Origin of the sequence: Streptomyces sp. SA15, from assembly GCF_002291145.1 — a bacterium.
GTDB lineage: Bacteria > Actinomycetota > Actinomycetes > Streptomycetales > Streptomycetaceae > Streptomyces.
In genome coordinates this window covers 21046-40345 of sequence record NZ_NTGE01000111.1, presented here as the reverse complement: position 1 = coordinate 40345, position 19300 = coordinate 21046, and the positions used below count along the sequence as shown (strand labels likewise).

Here is a 19300-nt window from a genome sequence, read left to right as displayed (position 1 = left end):
AGAAGAAGTCGCGGAAGGAATCGCGGAAGGAATCGCGGAACAGGTCGAGAGCGAAGTCGGAGTGCGTCATACGACGCTCCCCTGAAAGCGGTCGAAGCGGTCCCGCGCCACGAACAGCAGCCCGCCCGCGAGCCCCGCCACCACCGCGGCCACTCCCTGCCCGAGCGCCGTGAACGGCGCCAGCGGCTCGCCGCCGGCCGGCCCGGCCGCGTGCGCGGCCAGCAGCAGCGCGATCCACGCCCCGCCGACCAGCGAGGGCGCGACAACCGGGCCCAGCCGGGAGGTCAGCGCGAGCCCGGTAGCGGTGAGGGCCAGCGCGGGCAGCAGCCAGGCGAGGGCACGCAGCCCGTACCCGGGCAGGGCGAGCGTGGCGAGGCCGTTGAGGCCGAGGCCGGCGACGAGCACGGCGACCGTACGGATCATCAGCAGCCGGAAGCCGTGCACCGGGGAGACGACCGCCATCTCGTACGTCGGGTCCAGTGCGGGTCCGTACGACAGCGCGACCCCGGCGAGCGGCAGCAGCGGCGCGAGGGCGAGGAAGAGGGTGGGCGAGTCGGCGGTCCGGGCCGCGTTGCCCGCCACGACGCTCATCACGAGCACCGCGACGACCGCGCCCAGCCAGGAGCCGCGCAGCACGGGCGTGGCCGCGAGCAGCCGCGCGGTGTGGTCGGCGACGCCGATCCGCACCAGCAGCGACTCCAGCAACCCCCGCCGGGGCGCGTCGAGTTCGGCGTCCAGCCGCTCCCATCCGGCGTCCAGGGCGACGGGGTCGCTCACCTCGGCCAGCACGGCCCGGCACCGCGCGCAGGCGGTGAGGTGGGCGTCGGCGGACCAGAGCACCGGGGGCGCCAACTCGCCCTGCGCGTAGGCCCGTAGATCCTGTTCTGACACATGCCAGGTCATGCCAGCGCCTCCCGGAGTTGCTTGCGGGCCCGCATCGCCCGCGTCTTGACCGTGCCCGGCGGGATGCCGAGGAGGACGGCCGCCTCCCGGGTGGTCAGCCCGTCGATGACCGTGGCCTGGAGCACCGCGCGCAGCTCGGGCGAGAGGCTTATGAGGGCGCCCGCGAGGTCCCCGTGCTCCACCCCCGCGAGCACCCGTTCCTCCGCGGACGCCTCGTCCCGGTGCCGCAGCCGCGCCAACGCCTGCCGCAGCCGCCCCCGCGCCCCGTCGCCGCGCAGCGCGTCGACCAGTCGCCGGGAGCCGATGCGCCACAGCCACCCCGCCACGTCCCCTTCCTGCCGGTAGCGCGCGGTCCCCCGCCACACCGCCAGGAACGTCTCCTGTACGACGTCGTCGACGACACCGGCATCGGAGCACCGGCCGCGCAGCCGTGCGGTGAGCCACGGCGCGAACCGCCGGTACAGCTCCTCGAAGGCGCGCCGGTCCCCGTCCGCCGCGATGGCCCGCAGCAGTTCCCCGTCGCTTCTCGTTTCGCTCACATCTCCTCATCGGACGAGCCCGGTCGATCGGTTCATAGATCGGTTCGCAGATCGGTTCACAGACTGCACTTGACTTTCGCGACGGCCTTCCACCACCCTTTCACTACTCAATTAGTGAAAGGGTGGTTGTCCGTGGTCGAGTACCGCATCGACCGGCACAGCGGCGTGGCCACTTACGTCCAGATCGTCCAGCAGACGAAACAGGCTCTCCGTCTGGGCCTGCTCGAACCGGGCGACAAGCTGCCCACGGCCCGGGAGGTCGTCGAAGCCACCGCCATCAACCCCAACACCGTCCTGAAGGCCTACCGCGAACTGGAGCGCGAGGGACTGGTCGAGGCCCGGCGCGGTCTCGGCACGTTCGTACGGCGTTCGCTGGGCACCGCCCCGGCCGACTCCCCCCTGCACGAGGAGCTTCGGGCATGGGCGGAGCGGGCCCGCGAGGTCGGCCTGGACCGGGACGACGTGGCCGCACTCTTCACTGCCGTACTCGACAAGACCTTTCAAGGAGACCCGTCATGACCGACACGGCGATAGAGGCGGCCGCGCTGGGCAGGCGTTTCGGCCGGTGCGGCCGCTGGGCCCTGCGCGACTGCACCTTCCGGCTGCCCACCGGACGCGTCTGCGCCGTCGTCGGCCCCAACGGCGCGGGCAAGTCCACGCTCCTCGCCCTCGCCGCCGGGCTGCTGGCCCCGACCGAGGGCACGGTCACCGTCCTCGGGACGCGGCCGGGCGAGGCACGCGCGCGCGTGGGCTTCGTCGACCAGGGCAAGCCGCTCTACCCGCAGCTCACCGTCGCCGAGACCCTGCGCATGGGCGCCGACCTCAACCCCGGACGCTGGGACGCGCCCGCCGCGGAACGGATCGTGGCCGGCGGCGACCTCGACCCGAAGTCGCGGATCCGATCCCTCTCCGGCGGCCAGCGCACCCGCGTGGCGCTCGCCCTCGCCCTGGCCAAGCGGCCGGAGCTGCTCCTGCTGGACGAGCCGATGGCCGACCTGGACCCACTGGCCCGGCACGAACTGATGGGCGTGCTGATGGCGCAGGCCGCCGAGTACGGCACCACGATCGTGATGTCCTCGCACGTCGTCGCCGAACTGGAGGACTCCTGCGACCACCTGCTCCTCGTCGGCGGCGGCCGGGTCCGCATGGCCGGGGAGATCGACGACCTGCTCGCCGCCCACGCGCGCGTGGCCGCACCCGCGCAGACCGACCTCGCCCCGCACACCGTCGTCGAGTCCCGCACCACCGGCCGTCAGCTCACCGCGCTGATCCGCCCGGCGGGCCCGCTCCCCGGCGACTGGCGGACGCACGGCCCCTCCCTGGAGGAACTGGTCCTCGCCCATCTGCGCAACCCCGAAGCACCCGCCCTCACCCCGGCCCAGGACCAGGAGAACGCCGCGTGACCACCCTGACCCTCGCCGCCACCGCACCCGCCGCCGCCCCACGCCAGGTCCGCTGGCTGCTGCGCCTGCACCGCCCCGCCCTGTACGTCTGGACGGGCCTCGTCGTCACCGTCGCCGCCGCCCTGCTGTGGCTGCGGGGCCCGCTGACCGATGCCTCGGCGGCGGCCTGGCGGCAGTACAACGCCTGCCGGCACCCCGGTTCCTGCCTGTACGACCAGGACGCGATCCTCCTCTACAAGGACGTCTACCAGTACACGACCTTCATCGTCCTCGCACTCCCCTTCCTGGTCGCCGCCTGGGCGGGCGCGGCGCTGACCGGCCGCGACCTGGAGTCCGGCACGGCCCGGCTGGCCTGGACCCAGGCGGTCTCCCCGGTGCGCTGGCTGGCCGCGAAGCTGGCGCTGCCGGCCGCCCTGGTCACCGCCGGCACCACTGTGCTCGTCCTGCTGCACCGTCTGATGTGGTCGGCGGGCGAGGGCCGTATCGACACGGCCAAGACCTGGCACGACATCCCCACCTTCTTCGCGGGCGGCCCGATCACCGTCGCCCTCGCCCTGGCCGGCCTGCTCGCCGGCGCCCTGGCCGGGCTGCTCCTGCGCCGCTCGCTCGCCGGACTGGTAGCCGCCGTCACCGCCGTCGCCGGCCTGTGGACCGCCGTCCGGCTGGCCCTGCCCCACCTGTGGCCGTCCGTCACCCGGGTAGGCGACCTGAGCGGCGTCCCGTCGCACAGTGGCATCACGGTCGACGAGGGCCTCGTCACCGCCACCGGAGCCCGCCTGCCCAACCCGCACTGCGGCACCAGCGGGGACTGCCTCGCCCGCTACGACGACGCGGTCGGCTTCTACGCCGAGTACCACCCCGTCTCCCACTCCTGGCCCCTCCAGCTGACCGCGACCGCCGTCCTCCTCGCCGTCGCCGCGCTGCTGACCGTGGCCGCGTTCCGCCTGCTGCACCGCCGGTGAGAAACGCGCGGTGCCCCCGCCCGGAGTGCTCCGGACGGGGGGACCCCACCGCGCCCGCCGTCGGCCATGAGACCGCCGTATGAAAGCTCCCGCTGTACGAGGCCTGCCCCGGACGGTGCTGCGCCTGCACCGCACGGCCGGGATCGTGTGGGTGGCCTTCGTGCCGGCCGCCATCGGCTGCCTGGTGTGGCTGAACCTCGCCACCGCCGACTCCGTGCGCGCGACCCTGACCGGCTGCCACCGCGTCGAGGGCTTCTGCCCCGACAGGTGCGGCACCGCACGGCTCGCCTGGACCCAATGAGCCCGACCCCCATATGTCCATCCAGGGGTGAGGGACGTACCGTTGCGGCAGCGGTCGGCCCACGTGGACCCCTGGGAGCCGCCCCCCGATATCCCACACGCCATGTCGCCGTAACCATTGGTTCAGACGGACTTGCGACGCTCAGCGAATGAAGCCCGTCGTGCCAGAGCCTTCGCCGCCGCCCGAGGGAACCGCGGGGAACGGGGACGCCCGCGTCGCCGCCGCGCTCCCGCCCGCGAAGTCCGACGCGCCCGTTTCGCTGCAGGCGCGGAAGAATGGGTTCATGAGCCAGCAAGACACCCAGGCAACGATCCAGCACGTCCAGCCGTCCGTGGGGTCCATAGCCGCGCACCGCTCACGCACCGTGGCCGGGTCGGTCTCCGACCTGGAACCCGACATCGACGCCGATCTCGACGCGTACGAAGAGACGCAGGTCGACGGCGTCCAGCTGCCGCAGGGCCGATTCCTCGACCGGGAACGCAGCTGGCTCGCGTTCAACGAGCGCGTCCTCGAACTCGCCGAGGACCCGAACACGCCCCTGCTGGAGCGCGCGAACTTCCTCGCGATCTTCGCCAGCAACCTGGACGAGTTCTTCATGGTCCGCGTGGCCGGTCTGAAGCGCCGTATCGCCACCGGTGTCGCGACGCGTTCCGCCTCCGGTCTCCAGCCCCGCGAGGTGCTGGAGATGATCTGGGCCCGCTCCCGCGAGCTGATGGCCCGGCACGCCGCCTGCTACCACGAGGACGTCGCCCCGGCCCTGGCCGAAGAGGGCATTCACCTGGTCCGCTGGAACGAGCTGACGGAGAAGGAGCAGGCCCGCCTCTTCACGCTGTTCCGGCACCAGATCTTCCCGGTGCTGACGCCGCTGGCCGTCGACCCCGCGCATCCGTTCCCGTACATCTCCGGCCTGTCCCTGAACCTGGCCGTGATCGTGCGCAACCCGGTCAGCGGCAACCGCCATTTCGCCCGGGTCAAGGTGCCGCCGCTGCTGTCCCGCTTCCTGGAGGCCTCCCCGGGCCAGTTCGTGCCCCTCGAGGACGTCATCGCCGCCCACCTGGAAGAGCTCTTCCCGGGCATGGAGGTCCTGGAGCACCACACCTTCCGGGTCACCCGCAACGAGGACCTGGAGGTCGAGGAGGACGACGCCGAGAACCTCCTCCAGGCCCTGGAGAAGGAACTCATGCGGCGCCGCTTCGGGCCGCCGGTGCGCCTGGAGGTCGAGGAGTCCATCGACCGCGAGGTCCTCGACCTGCTGGTGCGCGAGCTGAAGATCAGCGAGGCCGAGGTGTACCCGCTGCCGGGTCCCCTCGACCTCACCGGCCTCTTCCGCATCGCCGGTCTCGACCGGCCGGAGCTCAAGTACCGTAAGTTCGTCGCCGGCGTCCACCGCGACCTCGCCGAGGTCGAGTCGGCGTCCGCGCCCGACATCTTCGCGGCCCTGCGCACCCGGGACGTGCTGCTGCACCACCCGTACGACTCGTTCTCGACGTCCGTGCAGGCGTTCCTGGAGCAGGCGGCCGAGGACGACGACGTCCTCGCCATCAAGCAGACCCTGTACCGCACCTCCGGCGACTCCCCCATAGTCAACGCGCTCATCGACGCCGCCGAGGCCGGCAAGCAGGTCCTCGTCCTGGTCGAGATCAAGGCCCGTTTCGACGAGCACGCCAACATCAAGTGGGCGAAGCGGCTGGAGGAGGCCGGCTGCCACGTCGTGTACGGCCTCGTCGGTCTGAAGACCCACTGCAAGCTGTCGCTCGTCGTCCGCCAAGAAGGCGACACCCTACGGCGGTACAGCCACGTCGGCACCGGCAACTACCACCCGAAGACGGCCCGCCTCTACGAGGACCTCGGCCTGCTGACGGCAGACCCGCAGGTCGGCGCGGACCTGTCCGACCTGTTCAACCGTCTGTCGGGCTACTCGCGCCGCGAGACCTACCGCCGTCTGCTGGTGGCCCCCAAGTCCCTGAGGGACGGCCTGATCTCGCGGATCAACAAGGAGGTCCAGCACCACCGTGCGGGCCGTCCGGCCTTCATCCGCGTCAAGGTCAACTCGATGGTGGACGAGGCGATCATCGACGCCCTCTACCGCGCGGCCCAGGCCGGCGTGCCGTGCGACGTGTGGGTGCGCGGCATCTGCGCGGTGCGTCCCGGTGTCGCGGGCCTGTCCGAGAACATCCGGGTCCGCTCGATCCTCGGCCGCTTCCTCGAACACTCCCGCGTCTTCGCCTTCGGCAACGGCGGCGAGCCCGAAGTGTGGATCGGCAGCGCCGACATGATGCACCGCAACCTCGACCGCCGGATAGAGGCGCTGGTCCGGGTCACCGACCCGGCCCACCGAGCAGCCCTCAACCGGCTCCTCGAGACCGGCATGTCCGACAACACCGCCTCCTGGCACCTCGGCCCGGACGGCGAGTGGACCCGACACGCGACCGACCCGGACGGCCAGCCTCTGCGCAACGTCCAGGAGATGCTCATAGACGCCCGGAGGCGCCGGCGTGGCACAGCGACACCTTGACCCGACGGATCCCACGGCGGGACCGGTGACGGGGGACGCCCTCGCGGACTACCTGCGGGCGCAGGCCACGGAGTTCCTCCGTGCCCTGCGGCTGCACCGGGAGACGGGCGGGTCCACGGCGAACGGATCCAACGGATCCCACGGCTCGGAGGAGGCCGTCGACGCGGCCCGCGCCCTGCGTCGCGCGGTCCGCCGCATCAGCGGCAGCCTGCACACCTTCCGCCCCCTGCTCGACCCCGACTGGTCGGAGTCGATGCGGCCCGAACTGGCGTGGCTGTCGGGCACGTTGGCGATGGAACACGCGTACGCGGCCCGCTTGGAGCGCTTGCTGCTGGCGCTGCACAGGCTGTCCGGGGCGGTCTTCCCGGCCCAGCCGGTGGGCGCTGCCGCCGTCGCCCCCGCTGTGGGCGGCGCTTCAGCCGGCGGAACCGGAGGCAGTCGTACCGGCGGAGCTGCGGGCAGCCGTACCGGCGGAGCTGTGGGCAGTCGTTCCGCCGGGGCGGAACGGGTCGGCACCGGGGGCACCTCCCAGGCCCACAAGGCACTGGGGGAGGAACCCGGCAACGCCGGTCCCGCGACCCACCCGGCGCCCACCCCGGACCGCGGCAACCTGACAGTGGGCGCGGCAAAAGCAGGCGCATTGCTCGAACGCCAACTCACCCTCGCCCGAACCCGAGCCCACAGCACCGCCCTCCAAGCCCTGGGCTCCTCCCGCTTCCACGCGGTCGCCGACAACATCGCCTTACTGGCCAGCGAGGTCCCCCTCACCCCCACCGCACCCACCACCGACCTGCACCCCCTCGCGGCCGCCGCCGAGGAACGTCTCACGGACGCGATCGCCGCGCTCCCCCTCGTCACCGCCGGCAGCCCGTACAACGCGGCGGCCCTGGTCCACGGCCTGTCCCCGGATCCGGCCCCGCACCCGCAGGACGCCCCCTGGCACCAGGTCCGCCTCCTGCTGCGCCTGCACCGCTACGCCCGCGAGGTCCTGGACGGCGACCGAGCACCGGTCGACGTACGGCTGCTGACAGCGGGTCAGGCCCTCGACCGGCACCGGGACGCCTCGGAGGCGGCGGCGGCCGCGGCCCAGGCCGCCCGTACGCCCCGCATCGCCCCGGCGACGGCGTACGCGCTCGGCGTGCTCCACGCCGACCAGCGGCACGAGGTGGAGGCGGCGCGTTTCACGTTCCAGCAGTGCTGGCAGAAGCAGACGGTCGGTACCCCGTAACCCTGAAGGAGGCGGTGAACCAGCGGTGGCCCATGCGAAGGAGTCCCCCGTCCAAGCGGCCGGGTGCGTCCTGTGGCGCCGCTCCCCGGTGGACGGCGAACTGGAGGTTTGTCTCGTCCACAGACCGAAATACGACGACTGGTCTTGGCCAAAAGGCAAACTCAAGCACGACGAGGACCCCCTCGCCGGCGCGCTGCGCGAGGTGGAGGAGGAAACGGGCTACCGGGCCGTACCCGGTGCCCGGTTGCCCGGGACGAACTACCTCGCCCACGGCCGCCCCAAGCAGGTCCGCTACTGGGCCGCCGAGGCCGTCTCGGGCACGTTCGCCCCGAACCACGAGGTGGACCGCATCCTCTGGCTGTCCCCGTCGGCCGCTCGGGGCCGTCTCACCCAACCGAGGGATCGCACCCTGGTTGACGCCCTCCTGCTGGCCTTGCACCTGACATAGTCGGCGGAATCGCCCCGTGTCCTCGACGTAAGCGTTCCGTGACCTAACCGCACCGACCGCAGGGGTTCACCCCCCGTTCACTTATGGCCATAAGCCACTTCACCTGATCTGCCTAATTTCGGCCTTACACGGTGCGGACCGTGGATCGACGTACGGGTCCGCATCGCCAAGACTTCGCAGACTTCGCACGCCGCCGAATTCAGGACGGCGGCTCCTGGAAGGAACTCCCTCAAGTGAAGCTTCAGCGCATGAACCGGCGGGCCCTCACCCTCGGTGCTCTCGCCGTCTCCGGCGCCCTGGCCCTCACGGCGTGCGGCTCGGACGACACCAGCAACGGCGGCGACAACAGCGCGGCCCCGACCGCTCAGGCCGGCGACATCAAGTGTGACGACGCCAAGGGCCAGCTGCTCGCCGACGGCTCCTCGGCGCAGAAGAACGCGATCGACGCCTGGGTCAAGCAGTTCACGCAGGCCTGTGGTGTACAGGTCAACTACAAGGGCGGCGGCTCCGGCGCCGGCATCACCGCGTTCACCCAGGGCCAGGTGGCCTTCGCCGGCTCCGACTCCGCGCTGAAGCCCGAAGAGGTCGAGGCCTCCAAGCAGGTCTGCTCCGGCGGCCAGGGCATCGACCTCCCGATGGTCGGCGGCCCGATCGCGGTCGGCTTCAACGTCTCCGGCGTCGACAAGCTCACCCTGGACGCCCCGACCCTCGCCAAGATCTTCAACGACAAGATCAAGAACTGGAACGACCCGGCGATCAAGGCGCTGAACCCGGGCGTCGAACTGCCCAACCTCAAGATCCAGGCGTTCCACCGCTCGGACGAGTCCGGCACCACGGACAACTTCACCAAGTACCTGATCGCCACCGCCAAGAGCGACTTCCCGTACGAGGGCGGCAAGGCCTGGCAGGCCAAGGGCGGCCAGTCCGCTCCGCAGTCCTCCGGTGTCGCCGCGCAGGTGAAGCAGACCAACGGCGCCATCGGCTACTTCGAGCTGTCGTACGCCAAGGAAGGCATCAAGACGGTCTCCCTCGACACCGGCGCCGGCACCCCGGTCGAGGCCACCGTCGACAACGCCACCAAGGCCATCGCCGACGCCAAGGTCGTCGGCACCGGCAAGGACCTCGCCCTGGAGCTGAACTACGCGACCAAGGCCGCGGGCGCCTACCCGATGGTCCTGGTCACGTACGAGATCGTCTGCGACAAGGGCAACAAGGCCGACACCCTGCCCGCCACCAAGGCGCTCCTGCGCTACATGGCCTCCGAGCAGGGTCAGCAGATCCTCGCCGAGAACGACTACGCGCCGATGCCTGACGACATCATCGCCAAGGTCCGCACCACCATCGAGAGCCTGAGCTGACCTGAGTGCGGTCCGGTCCAGGGCTTCGACCCCGGACCGGGCCGCACCGTCCGGTGCACCGCCGCCAGGAGCCGCCGCAGACCGCGTACGGCTCCACCGGGGCCGCATCTCTCACGTGCGGCTCCGCAGACCGGAGAACCCGATGGATATAACGACGAAGAACACAGAAGCCCCTCCCCCCACCCCCCAGCCGTCCGTGGCCGAGCAGAAGCGCGCGGCCCGGGGTGCCACCCGACCCGGTGACCGGATCTTCCTCGGTCTCTCCCGTGGGTCGGGCATTCTGCTGCTGGTGATCATGGCCGCGATTGCGGTCTTCCTCACCTACCGCGCCTCCCTCGCGATCAGCAAGGACGACGCCAACTTCTTCACCGCCTTCGAATGGAACACGGGCCTTGTCCCGCCGAAGTTCGGCATCGCGGTCCTGGCCTTCGGCACGGTGGTCTCCTCGATCATCGCCATGGTCATCGCGGTCCCGATCGCCGTCGCCATCGCCCTGTTCCTCACCCACTACGCCCCGCGCCGGCTGAGCAGCCCCATCTCGTACGTGATCGACCTGCTCGCCGCCGTGCCGTCCATCGTCTACGGCCTGTGGGGCGCGCTGGTCCTCGTACCGAACATGAACGGCCTGTTCGGCTGGCTGGACAAGTACCTCGGCTGGACCGGCATCTTCTCCTGGCAGGGCGGCGCCCCCCGCTCGATGCTCACCGTCGGCATCCTGCTCGCGATCATGATCCTGCCGATCATCACCAACGTGAGCCGCGAGGTCTTCCGGCAGGTCCCGCAGATGCAGGAGGAGGCGGCCCTGGCGCTGGGCGCCACCCGCTGGGAAGTGATCCGCATGGCGGTGTTCCCCTTCGGCCGCTCCGGCGTGATCTCCGCCTCGATGCTCGGCCTCGGCCGCGCCCTCGGCGAGACCATGGCCGTCGCGACCGTGCTCTCCCCGACCTTCGACATCCAGACCAGCCTGCTCGACCCGGGCGGCGGCACCTTCGCCCAGAACATCGCCAGCAAGTTCGGTGAGGCCACCGAGATGGGCCGCGACGCGCTCATCGCCTCCGGTCTGGTCCTGTTCGTCATCACCCTGCTGGTCAACGGCGCGGCCCGCGCGATCATCGCCCGCCGCAAGGAGTACTCGGGGGCCAACGCATGAGCAACGCCGCCATCACCGACAAGCGCCCCAGCACCCTGCGCGGTGCGCGCCTGCCCAAGTGGTCGCCGTACGCGATCGCCGCCGGCTCCGTCGCCGTCGCGGTCGGCATCGGCCTGGCCGCCGGCCTGGACAGCAAGATCCAGTGGGGCCTGATCGCCGCGATCCTGTTCGTCCTCGGTACGTACGTCATCGGCTCCCGCGTCGAGGGCCCCCGCCAGGCCAAGGACCGGCTCGCGACCTCGCTGGTCTGGGTCGCCTTCCTGCTGGCCGTGATCCCGCTGGTGTCCCTGGTCTGGTCGACCGTCTCCCGCGGTGTGAAGGTCCTCGACGTCTACTTCCTGACCCACTCGATGGGCCTGACCGCCGACTCCGAGCCGGGCGGCGGCATCTACCACGCCATCCTCGGCAGCCTGGAGCAGGTCGGCCTCGCCACGGTGATGGCCGCGCCGATCGGTGTGCTCACCGCGATCTACCTGGTCGAGTACGGGCGGGGCAACCTCGCCCGGGCCGTCACCTTCTTCGTCGACGTGATGACCGGCATCCCGTCGATCGTCGCCGGTCTGTTCATCCTCAGCCTGATGCTGATGTTCGACATGCAGCCCTTCGGCTTCGCCGGCTCGCTGGCTCTCGCCATCCTGATGATGCCGGTCGTGGTCCGCTCCACGGAGGAGATGCTCAAGCTCGTACCGAACGAGCTGCGCGAGGCCTCTCTGGCGCTCGGTGTCCCGAAGTGGCGCACCATCCTGAAGGTGGTCCTGCCGACCTCGATCGGCGGCATCACCACCGGCATCATGCTGGCGGTCGCCCGTATCGCGGGCGAGACCGCGCCGGTGCTGCTGCTGGTGTGGGGGAACTCGCTCATCAACAGCAACCCGTTCGAGGGTGCACAGCAGTCGCTGCCGCTGTACATCTATCAGCAGTACGGCGCTGGTGCGGGTCCGGCGTACGACCGTGCGTGGGCGGCGTCGCTGACGCTGATCGCCTTCGTGATGATCCTCAACCTGGCGGCTCGCGGGATTGCCCGCTGGAAGGCCCCGAAGACCGGTCGCTGACGCGGCCATACAGCGACCGATCAAGAATTCTGGAAGTGACGTAGACATGGCCAAGCGAATCGACGTAAGCGGGCTCACCGCCTACTACGGATCCCACAAGGCGATCGAAGACATCTCGATGACGGTCGAGCCGCGCTCGGTGACGGCCTTCATCGGCCCCTCCGGCTGCGGCAAGTCGACGTTCCTGCGCACGCTGAACCGTATGCACGAGGTGACGTCGGGCGGCCGGGTCGAGGGCAAGGTACTGCTCGACGACGAAGACCTGTACGGCGCCGGCATCGACCCGGTGTCCGTGCGCCGCGAGGTCGGCATGGTGTTCCAGCGCCCGAACCCGTTCCCCACGATGTCGATCTTCGACAACGTGGCGGCGGGGCTGCGGCTGAACGGCAACTACAAGAAGAGCGAGCTGAGCGACGTCGTCGAGAAGTCGCTCAAGGGCGCGAACCTCTGGAACGAGGTGAAGGACCGCCTGAACAAGCCCGGCTCGGGTCTCTCGGGTGGCCAGCAGCAGCGCCTGTGCATCGCTCGCGCGATCGCGGTGGAGCCGAACGTCCTGCTGATGGACGAGCCGTGCTCGGCCCTGGACCCGATCTCGACGCTCGCCATCGAGGACCTGATCGGCGAGCTGAAGGAACGGTTCACGATCGTCATCGTGACGCACAACATGCAGCAGGCGGCGCGGGTCTCCGACCGTACGGCGTTCTTCAACCTGTCGGCGGTCGGCCAGCCCGGCAAGCTGATCGAGATCGACGAGACGGAGCGCATCTTCTCCAACCCGTCGGTCCAGGCGACGGAGGACTACATCTCCGGCCGCTTCGGCTGAACCGCCACCAAGACCCCTCGCGGTGCTGCATGGCGGTGCCACCGCGAGGCTCCAAGGGCCCGCCCCCGGCTCCCGGGGGCGGGCCCGCCGCATGTGCTTCTACGGTCACACTTGGCAGACCGAGTCGGGCGGACCCGCTTCTACGGTCACCTCTTGGCCAACCGAGTCCGGTGGTGGGGTGGGCATAGGCCCGGAGGTCCGGGGGCGGAGCCCCGAGCGAGGCCCGCTTCGACGCCGGGCAACCGGAAGGCAGGCGGCACCTGCTGACCCGCGCCCTACAGAAACGCCAGATTCACAATCCCGAACGCGCACGCCGCGACGAACGCCGCCGCCGGCATCGTGATGAACCACCCCAGGATGATGTTCTTGGCGACCCCCCAGCGCACCGCGTTCACGCGCTTCGTCGCCCCCACCCCCATGATCGCGGACGTGATCACATGGGTCGTGGAGATCGGCGCCTTGAAAAGAAACGCCGTGGCGAACATGATCGACGCCCCCGTGGTCTCCGCGGCGAACCCCTGCGGCGGGTCAAGCTCGATGATCTTCCGCCCAAGGGTCCGCATGATCCGCCAGCCCCCCGCATACGTCCCCAGCGACAACATCACCGCACACACGATCTTGACCCACACCGGAATCGGATCGCCGTAGTCCTCCACATCGGCGATGACCAGCGCCATCACCACGATGCCCATCGTCTTCTGCGCGTCCTGAAGACCGTGCCCGAGAGCCATCCCCGCCGCCGAGACGGTCTGCGCTATACGAAAGCCCCGCTTGGCCTTGCTCGGGTTCGCCCGGCGGAATATCCACATGATCGCCGTCATCACCAGGTATCCGGCCAGCAGACCCACCACCGGCGAGACGAACATCGGGATGACGATCTTCTCCAGCACACCGTCCCAGTACACCGTCGTACCACCGGCGAGCGCCGCCCCCACCATGCCGCCGAACAACGCGTGCGAGGAGGACGAGGGCAGACCGTAGTACCAGGTGACGAGGTTCCACGTGATCGCGCCCACGAGCGCCGCGAAGAGGATGCCCATCCCCTTCGAACCCTCGGGCGTCTGGATCAGCCCCTCGCTGACGGTCTTGGCGACCCCGGAGCCGAGAAACGCGCCGGCGAGGTTCATCACCGCGGCCATCGCCAAGGCCGCCTTCGGCGTCAGCGCCCGCGTCGACACCGACGTCGCGATCGCGTTCGCCGAGTCGTGGAAACCGTTGGTGTACGTGAAGAAGAGCGCGACCGCGATGGTCACGACCAGAGCGAAGGTGTCCATGGAGGGGTCAGGACTCCTTGACGGCGATGGTCTCCACCGTGTTCGCCACGTGCTCGAACGCGTCGGCCGCTTCCTCCAGCACATCCACGATCTGCTTCAGCTTGAGCACTTCGATGGCGTCGTACTTGCCGTTGAAGAGGTGCGCGAGCAGCTTTCTGTGGATCTGGTCGGCCTGGTTCTCCAGCCGGTTGACCTCGATCCAGTACTCGGTGAGGTTGTCCATCGTGCGCAGATTCGGCATGGCTTCGGCCGTCAGTTCGGCCGCGCGCGCCAGCACCTCGATCTGCTGCTCGACGCCCTTGGGCAGTTCCTCGACGTTATAGAGGACGACCAGGTCGACGGCCTCCTCCATGAAGTCCATGATGTCGTCGAGGGACGATGCGAGGGAGTAGATGTCCTCGCGGTCGAACGGCGTGATGAACGAGGAGTTCAACTGGTGGAAGATCGCGTGCGTGGCGTCGTCACCTGCGTGTTCGGCTGCCCGCATACGCTCTGCGATCTCGGCCCGGTCGGCGGTGTCCGCCCCGAGCAATTCCATGAGGAGTTTCGAGCCCGTGACGATGTTGTCCGCGGATGCGGCGAACATGTCGTAGAAGCTCGTCTCCCTGGGGGTCAGACGAAAGCGCACGTGGGGTCCTCGAGATGCTTCGGTTTCGGTCAGGCTGATGCTAGGCGCATCATCCGGCCACGGCTAATGGGCCGTCCCCCAGTGTCGCCCATCGGGCAGAGTGGTCGGCAGGGGGGCCGCCCAGTGGTCCAGTCCAGCCTCTGTTCGCCACATCGGCCACAGGCCCTATACCCGGGAAAGTTCGGTACGATATACCCAGTAGGGGTATATCTCTGGAGGACGTGGAGGACGCCATGACGACCACCGAGGCCGACGCGGGGACGCCCTCCGCCACCGAGGCCGCCGTACAGCCGGAGGTCGTGACCGACCACGACCGCGGTGTGCACGGGTACCACAAACAGAAGGACGAACACCTCAAGCGCCTGCGCCGCATCGAGGGCCAGATCCGTGGCCTGCAGCGGATGGTCGACGAGGACGTCTACTGCATCGACATACTCACGCAGGTCTCCGCCTCCACCAAGGCCCTGCAGTCCTTCGCCCTGCAACTGCTGGAGGAGCATTTGCGCCACTGCGTCGCCGACGCGGCCCTCAAGGGCGGCGCCGAGATCGACGCGAAGGTGGAGGAGGCGACGAAGGCGATCGGCCGGCTGCTGCGGACGTGACGCCCACGCCGACGACGGTGCGCCTCCGGTTCGTTTGCGGTTCGTTCGGACGTGCCTTACTCACCGGAGGCGGCCGCACGTTCTTCGGCCACCCTCAACACCTCGTCGATGCTCTCCAGGCTGAGCCGGTCCTCGCCGGCGGCCGAGGCCGCGATGATCAGCTCTCCGCACAGTTCGATCTCGGCGAGGGCCACGTGGTCCTGAACTGCCGTACCGCCGACCGGAGCCACGCGCATCACCTCTTCTCTGCCGTCACCGACTTCCTAGAGTAGGGAGCGCCCTACACACCGCGCATGGCACGGACGGGCTAGTTCTTGACGCTCGTCACGGGCGCGCGTACCCGCGCGTCACGGGTTCACTCCTCGGCGATCTTCCCGGCGTAGATGTCCCTGGCCTCCGGCAGCCGTACGTCCGCCGGGGCCCCGAAGTCGTACAGCAGCGTCGTCGAGGCGACCGCGACGGTGCCCTTCTGCTGCCCGTTGGCGAAGCTGAACCGGTGCCGGACCTTGCGGATACGGCCCTCGTCATCGAGGTAGACGTCGAACGGCACCTCGGCCGTGGCGAACCCTTTCGCCGCCGCCGCGAGCGGCCCCTTGTTCTCGACGGACGCGCCCCTGGCCGCCGCCCCGAGGTCCGCGATCCCGCGGTAGTGCCGCACCTCGCTCCCCGCGACCTCGGTCTTCCCGACATACGTCGCCGTCCGCGTCCCGCGCAGCACCTCGGCGGCGGCGAACGGATCGGTGACCCCGCCGGTCACCAGATTCCCGTCCGAGAGCGTGGCCGTATCGACCCGCACCCACTTGTCGGCGGGCACTCCGGCTCCCCGGTTCTTCATGAACAGAGCACCGGGCGCGAGAAGTTCGGTAATGGACCGCCGCTCACTACTTCCCGCCGGATCCTGCGGCAACAGCACCTTCAACCGCCCGAGCCGCTCACCGAAGTCGTACACACCCTCGCCGCGAATGGTCACCCGGGTCCCGCCGGTGGCCATCTCCATCGACGTACGTGCCTTCGAACTCCCCGCGTCCACCAGGGTGTCGGCGGCCCGACGCAAGGTCTCGACGGGATCGCCGCCCCGCCCGTCCTCACCGACGGCAGCCCCACTCGATCCGGTACACCCCCCAACTCCAAGGCACACGCTGGCCACGACACCCGCGACGACAGCCGCGCCCGCCCCTCCCGACCGCCTCTCCTGCCGCTCCGCCATCGCCTGCCAACCCCCAGCCGGTACGTCCGTCATCGGGCCCCACGTCGTTCCGCTTAACGACGGCTGGATGACCCCGTCACGCACATACAAGTCCCTTACTTGCCCCGGGTAACGTTGTCTGCGTGGCGCAGCAGGACAGAGTCCCCCCACCCTCCGACCAACCGACCCACCGCACAACGACGATCGACAAAGGCCGCTTCTGCACAGCCCACTGCACCTGCGGCTGGCGCGGCCCGGCCCGCAGAGCAAGAAGCCAGGCCCGAACGGACGCGCAAAACCACATGCCCAACTGACGCTCATTCGGGTCAGCTGCGGGCGCGTCGACCCGCCTAGCCTGCGGGCAGTCGTGCCGCTGGGGCGGCACGGGTGGGCGCAGGCGGCACCCCGTAGCGCCGGGCTGCGCACCCACCCCCGCCCAGCCCCCACGCCGGGGCACCGGAAACGCGGGTGCCTGAACCCACCCCCCCGGCCCCCAACCCCGCGCACCATGGAACCCCCACCCCCATCCCCCCCGTCTCGTTCCACGGAAGCCGACGAGGCGACGGAAGGCACGCACATGGAACGGCGCACATTCATCGGCGGCACCGCCACCGCCCTCGCAACAGCGGCAACCGCCTGCAAGGCAAACGATTCCGGCGGCTCAGCCACTCGCACGCCGACAAAGTCCAGCCCCCGCCTCACCACCACCAGCACCACCACCCCCGCCAACTGGTCCGCCCTCGCCCGCGATCTGGACGGCCCCCTGATCCGCCCCGGCGACCCCACCTGGCCCACAGCCCGCCAGCTCTACAACACCCGCTTCGACTCCCTCAAACCCACCGCAGTCGCCTACGTCGCCCACCCCGACGACATCCGCACAGCCCTCTCCTACGCCCGCGCCCACACTCTCCGGGTAGCGATCCGCAACGGCGGCCACTCCTACGCCGGCTACTCCTCCGGCAACGGCCGCCTCATCATCGACGTCTCCAAACTCAACCGCGTCCGAGCCACCGGCAACACCGCCGTCATCGGCGCCGGCGCCAAGCTGATCGACGTCTACCGCGCCCTCGCCGCGAAGGGCGTCACCATCCCCGCCGGCTCCTGCCCGACCGTCGGCGTCAGTGGCCTCACCCTCGGCGGCGGCCACGGCGTCGCATCCCGGGCCTACGGCCTGACCTGCGACAGCCTCACGCAGGCCACCCTGATCACGGCGGACGGCAAGCAACTCACCACCAACGCCACCGACCACAAGGACCTCTTCTGGGCCCTACGCGGCGCGGGCAACGGCAACTTCGGCGTCGTGACGGAACTGCACTTCAAGACCCACCCGGCCCCGCAGGCAGTGACGGCGTACCTGTCCTGGCCGTGGTCGAAGGCGGCGGCCGTCGTCAAGGCCTGGCAGGAGTGGGGCCCGACCCAGCCGGACGAGATCTGGTCCTCACTCCACCTCGCCGGCAGCTCCGCCGGCACCACCACCGTCTCCGTCGCCGCGTTCTCCATCGGCACGTACGGCGAACTCCAGAACGCCGTCGACCGCCTCGCCGACAAGGTCGGTGCCCGGGCGAGCAGTGTCTCCCTCAGGCGCCGCGGTTACGAGGAGGCGATGGAGATCTACGCGGGCTGCTCGTCCTTCGAGACGGACGCCCAGTGCCACCTCCCGGGCTCAACACCAGGCCGCTCCCCGCAGGGCGCCCTGGGCCGCGAGACGTACTCCGCACGCTCGGACTTCTTCGACCGCTCGCTCTCCACGGCGGGCATCCAGGCCCTGCTCAAGCAGGTGAAGACGGTGCGCGGCGGCTCGGGCAGCATCATGCTCACCGCGCTCGGCGGAGCCGTCAACCGCGTCTCCCCCACGGCGACGGCCTTCGTCCACCGCCGTTCCCGCATGCTGGCCCAGTACATCGCGTCCTGGCGCGCCGGCACGAACGGCGCCACCGCCGAGTCCTGGCTGACCTCGGCCCACACGGCGATGAAGCCGTATGCATCGGGCGCCGCCTACCAGAACTACACGGACCCGACCCTGAAGGACTGGCGCAAGGCGTACTACGGAGACGCGGCGACCCGCCTCGCGAAACTGAAGAAGCAGTACGACCCGAACCGCTTCTTCACCTATCCACAAGCCCTCTGAAGGTACCCAGAAGCCCTCTGAAGGCCCATGTCGGCCTACGCGGCCAGGTCCCGCTCCTCCGCCCCCGCGGCCTCCCGCCGCGCCCCCGGAATCACCGCGTCCTGCCCGTCGTACGACCGCCATCGCGCGCGAATCACCCACCCCGCCCTCGGCGACCGCTCCACCGCCTTGGTCACCGGCGTGAGCAGGGCCATGGCAACCGGCGACAGCAGCAGCGCGACAGCCGTACCGAGCGCGAACCCGCCGACCACGTCGGTCGGGTAGTGCACGCCCATGTAGATCCGGCAGAAGCCCTCCAGCAGCGCGAGCCCTATCCCGACGAGCCCGAACTTCCGATGGGCGACGAACAACGCGACGCCCATCGCCATGGTGATCGTCGCGTGATCGCTGACGAAGGAGTAGTCGGTCTTGCCGGAGACCAGGACGTCCAGCCCCTCGTGGGTGCGGAAGGGCCGGGGCCGTTCCACGAAGCCCCGGATCGGCACGTTCACCAGCACCGCGATGCCCGCCGCCAGCGGCGTCCACACGAGCCCGGCCATGGACGACGCCGCGTCCTCAGCGCCCCGCCGCCGCACCGACCACCAGCACCCCAGCACGAGCAGCACCATGGCGAGCAGCAGGCCGTACTCACCGACGTACTCCACGACCTTGTCGAACCAGTGCGGTGCGTCCTTGGCCAGGCCGTTGATGTCGTACAGCAGATCGACGTCGGGGTTCGACCCGGATTGTGCGAGTCCAGCCATGGTGCGCGGCCCCTTCGTCGTCTCTCCCGGCGCACATGTGCGCGCGCCGTTTCTGCC

General features: G+C 70.0%; 20 protein-coding genes. 13 read left to right on the top strand and 7 right to left on the bottom strand.

Features of this window, described 5'->3' with window-relative positions; all coding sequences use genetic code 11:
* Positions 1-66: 66 nt before the first annotated feature.
* Positions 67-903 (bottom strand): hypothetical protein, encoded by an 837-nt coding sequence (locus CLM62_RS25200; RefSeq protein ID WP_095752181.1) that lies wholly within the window; start codon positions 901-903, stop codon positions 67-69.
* Positions 900-1442 carry an RNA polymerase sigma factor gene (locus CLM62_RS25195; RefSeq protein WP_095752180.1) on the bottom strand — a complete coding sequence of 181 codons (543 nt, stop codon included), beginning with the start codon at positions 1440-1442 and terminating at the stop codon, positions 900-902. The genes CLM62_RS25200 and CLM62_RS25195 overlap by 4 nt, the downstream gene beginning before the upstream one ends.
* Positions 1443-1574: 132 nt before the next feature.
* On the opposite strand from CLM62_RS25195, the gene CLM62_RS25190 reads away from it, so the two are divergent.
* The 11 genes from CLM62_RS25190 to pstB all read left to right on the top strand — a co-directional run bounded on the left by CLM62_RS25190 (position 1575) and on the right by pstB (position 12682).
* Complete coding sequence (locus tag CLM62_RS25190; RefSeq protein WP_095752337.1) at positions 1575-1961, top strand: GntR family transcriptional regulator; 387 nt, start codon at positions 1575-1577, stop codon at positions 1959-1961.
* Positions 1958-2845: an ABC transporter ATP-binding protein gene (locus tag CLM62_RS25185; protein WP_095752179.1), complete on the top strand. Its 888-nt coding sequence runs from the start codon at positions 1958-1960 to the stop codon at positions 2843-2845. Before CLM62_RS25190 ends, CLM62_RS25185 begins: the two co-directional genes overlap by 4 nt.
* Before the next feature lie 5 nt (positions 2846-2850).
* Positions 2851-3807 (top strand): ABC transporter permease, encoded by a 957-nt coding sequence (locus CLM62_RS25180; protein ID WP_373559187.1) that lies wholly within the window; start codon positions 2851-2853, stop codon positions 3805-3807.
* Positions 3808-3886: 79 nt separating this feature from the next.
* A complete protein-coding gene (locus CLM62_RS25175) occupies positions 3887-4108 on the top strand; it encodes a hypothetical protein (protein ID WP_095752177.1) in 222 nt (73 codons plus the stop codon).
* A 148-nt stretch (positions 4109-4256) separates the two neighbouring features.
* The gene (locus CLM62_RS25170) at positions 4257-6623 is read left to right on the top strand and encodes an RNA degradosome polyphosphate kinase (RefSeq protein ID WP_179382222.1); all 2367 of its coding nucleotides are present in this window, start codon (positions 4257-4259) and stop codon (positions 6621-6623) included.
* A complete protein-coding gene (locus tag CLM62_RS25165) occupies positions 6604-7851 on the top strand; it encodes a CHAD domain-containing protein (protein ID WP_095752176.1) in 1248 nt (415 codons plus the stop codon). Before CLM62_RS25170 ends, CLM62_RS25165 begins: the two co-directional genes overlap by 20 nt.
* 25 nt (positions 7852-7876) lie before the next feature.
* Positions 7877-8299, top strand: coding sequence for an NUDIX hydrolase (locus CLM62_RS25160; RefSeq protein ID WP_095752175.1), 423 nt, complete (start codon positions 7877-7879; stop codon positions 8297-8299).
* A 233-nt stretch (positions 8300-8532) separates the two neighbouring features.
* Positions 8533-9657: a phosphate ABC transporter substrate-binding protein PstS gene (pstS, locus tag CLM62_RS25155; protein ID WP_095752174.1), complete on the top strand. Its 1125-nt coding sequence runs from the start codon at positions 8533-8535 to the stop codon at positions 9655-9657.
* 142 nt (positions 9658-9799) lie between these two features.
* Entirely contained in the window at positions 9800-10807 is a 1008-nt protein-coding gene (pstC, locus tag CLM62_RS25150) for a phosphate ABC transporter permease subunit PstC (protein WP_095752173.1), read from the top strand.
* The gene (gene pstA, locus CLM62_RS25145; RefSeq protein WP_095752172.1) at positions 10804-11859 is read left to right on the top strand and encodes a phosphate ABC transporter permease PstA; all 1056 of its coding nucleotides are present in this window, start codon (positions 10804-10806) and stop codon (positions 11857-11859) included. The genes pstC and pstA overlap by 4 nt, the downstream gene beginning before the upstream one ends.
* 46 nt (positions 11860-11905) lie before the next feature.
* Positions 11906-12682, top strand: a complete 777-nt coding sequence (gene pstB, locus CLM62_RS25140) for a phosphate ABC transporter ATP-binding protein PstB (protein WP_095752171.1) — start codon at positions 11906-11908, stop codon at positions 12680-12682.
* Between the two features lie 275 nt (positions 12683-12957).
* Here the strand turns inward: pstB and CLM62_RS25135 are convergent, their stop codons facing one another.
* Together CLM62_RS25135 and CLM62_RS25130 are read right to left on the bottom strand one after the other, a co-directional pair.
* Positions 12958-13956, bottom strand: coding sequence for an inorganic phosphate transporter (locus CLM62_RS25135; RefSeq protein ID WP_095752170.1), 999 nt, complete (start codon positions 13954-13956; stop codon positions 12958-12960).
* Between the two features lie 7 nt (positions 13957-13963).
* The gene (locus tag CLM62_RS25130; RefSeq protein ID WP_095752169.1) at positions 13964-14584 is read right to left on the bottom strand and encodes a DUF47 domain-containing protein; all 621 of its coding nucleotides are present in this window, start codon (positions 14582-14584) and stop codon (positions 13964-13966) included.
* 233 nt (positions 14585-14817) lie between these two features.
* On the opposite strand from CLM62_RS25130, the gene CLM62_RS25125 reads away from it, so the two are divergent.
* Positions 14818-15186, top strand: a complete 369-nt coding sequence (locus CLM62_RS25125; RefSeq protein WP_095752335.1) for a metal-sensitive transcriptional regulator — start codon at positions 14818-14820, stop codon at positions 15184-15186.
* 56 nt (positions 15187-15242) lie between these two features.
* On the opposite strand, the gene CLM62_RS25120 is transcribed toward CLM62_RS25125, so the two are convergent.
* The gene (locus CLM62_RS25120; RefSeq protein ID WP_095752168.1) at positions 15243-15422 is read right to left on the bottom strand and encodes a hypothetical protein; all 180 of its coding nucleotides are present in this window, start codon (positions 15420-15422) and stop codon (positions 15243-15245) included.
* A 119-nt stretch (positions 15423-15541) separates the two neighbouring features.
* The gene (locus CLM62_RS25115) at positions 15542-16393 is read right to left on the bottom strand and encodes a hypothetical protein (RefSeq protein WP_095752167.1); all 852 of its coding nucleotides are present in this window, start codon (positions 16391-16393) and stop codon (positions 15542-15544) included.
* 556 nt (positions 16394-16949) lie between these two features.
* Between CLM62_RS25115 and CLM62_RS25110 the strand changes: the two genes are divergently transcribed.
* Complete coding sequence (locus CLM62_RS25110; protein WP_095752166.1) at positions 16950-18500, top strand: FAD-binding oxidoreductase; 1551 nt, start codon at positions 16950-16952, stop codon at positions 18498-18500.
* A 35-nt stretch (positions 18501-18535) separates the two neighbouring features.
* On the opposite strand, the gene CLM62_RS25105 is transcribed toward CLM62_RS25110, so the two are convergent.
* Complete coding sequence (locus CLM62_RS25105) at positions 18536-19243, bottom strand: phosphatase PAP2 family protein (RefSeq protein ID WP_095752165.1); 708 nt, start codon at positions 19241-19243, stop codon at positions 18536-18538.
* Positions 19244-19300 lie beyond the last annotated feature (57 nt).

Bases quoted from the DNA above. Each gene is read 5' to 3' on its own strand.
- CLM62_RS25120 (WP_095752168.1), bottom strand. From the start codon at position 15,422: ATGCGCGTGGCTCCGGTCGGCGGTACGGCAGTTCAGGACCACGTGGCC.
- CLM62_RS25105 (WP_095752165.1), bottom strand. From the start codon at position 19,243: ATGGCTGGACTCGCACAATCCGGGTCGAACCCCGACGTCGATCTGCTG.
- CLM62_RS25135 (WP_095752170.1), bottom strand. From the start codon at position 13,956: ATGGACACCTTCGCTCTGGTCGTGACCATCGCGGTCGCGCTCTTCTTC.
- CLM62_RS25115 (WP_095752167.1), bottom strand. From the start codon at position 16,393: ATGGCGGAGCGGCAGGAGAGGCGGTCGGGAGGGGCGGGCGCGGCTGTC.
- pstC (WP_095752173.1), top strand. From the start codon at position 9,800: ATGGATATAACGACGAAGAACACAGAAGCCCCTCCCCCCACCCCCCAG.
- pstA (WP_095752172.1), top strand. From the start codon at position 10,804: ATGAGCAACGCCGCCATCACCGACAAGCGCCCCAGCACCCTGCGCGGT.
- pstB (WP_095752171.1), top strand. From the start codon at position 11,906: ATGGCCAAGCGAATCGACGTAAGCGGGCTCACCGCCTACTACGGATCC.
- CLM62_RS25170 (WP_179382222.1), top strand. From the start codon at position 4,257: ATGAAGCCCGTCGTGCCAGAGCCTTCGCCGCCGCCCGAGGGAACCGCG.
- CLM62_RS25125 (WP_095752335.1), top strand. From the start codon at position 14,818: ATGACGACCACCGAGGCCGACGCGGGGACGCCCTCCGCCACCGAGGCC.
- CLM62_RS25185 (WP_095752179.1), top strand. From the start codon at position 1,958: ATGACCGACACGGCGATAGAGGCGGCCGCGCTGGGCAGGCGTTTCGGC.
- CLM62_RS25200 (WP_095752181.1), bottom strand. From the start codon at position 903: ATGACCTGGCATGTGTCAGAACAGGATCTACGGGCCTACGCGCAGGGC.
- CLM62_RS25175 (WP_095752177.1), top strand. From the start codon at position 3,887: ATGAAAGCTCCCGCTGTACGAGGCCTGCCCCGGACGGTGCTGCGCCTG.
- CLM62_RS25110 (WP_095752166.1), top strand. From the start codon at position 16,950: ATGGAACGGCGCACATTCATCGGCGGCACCGCCACCGCCCTCGCAACA.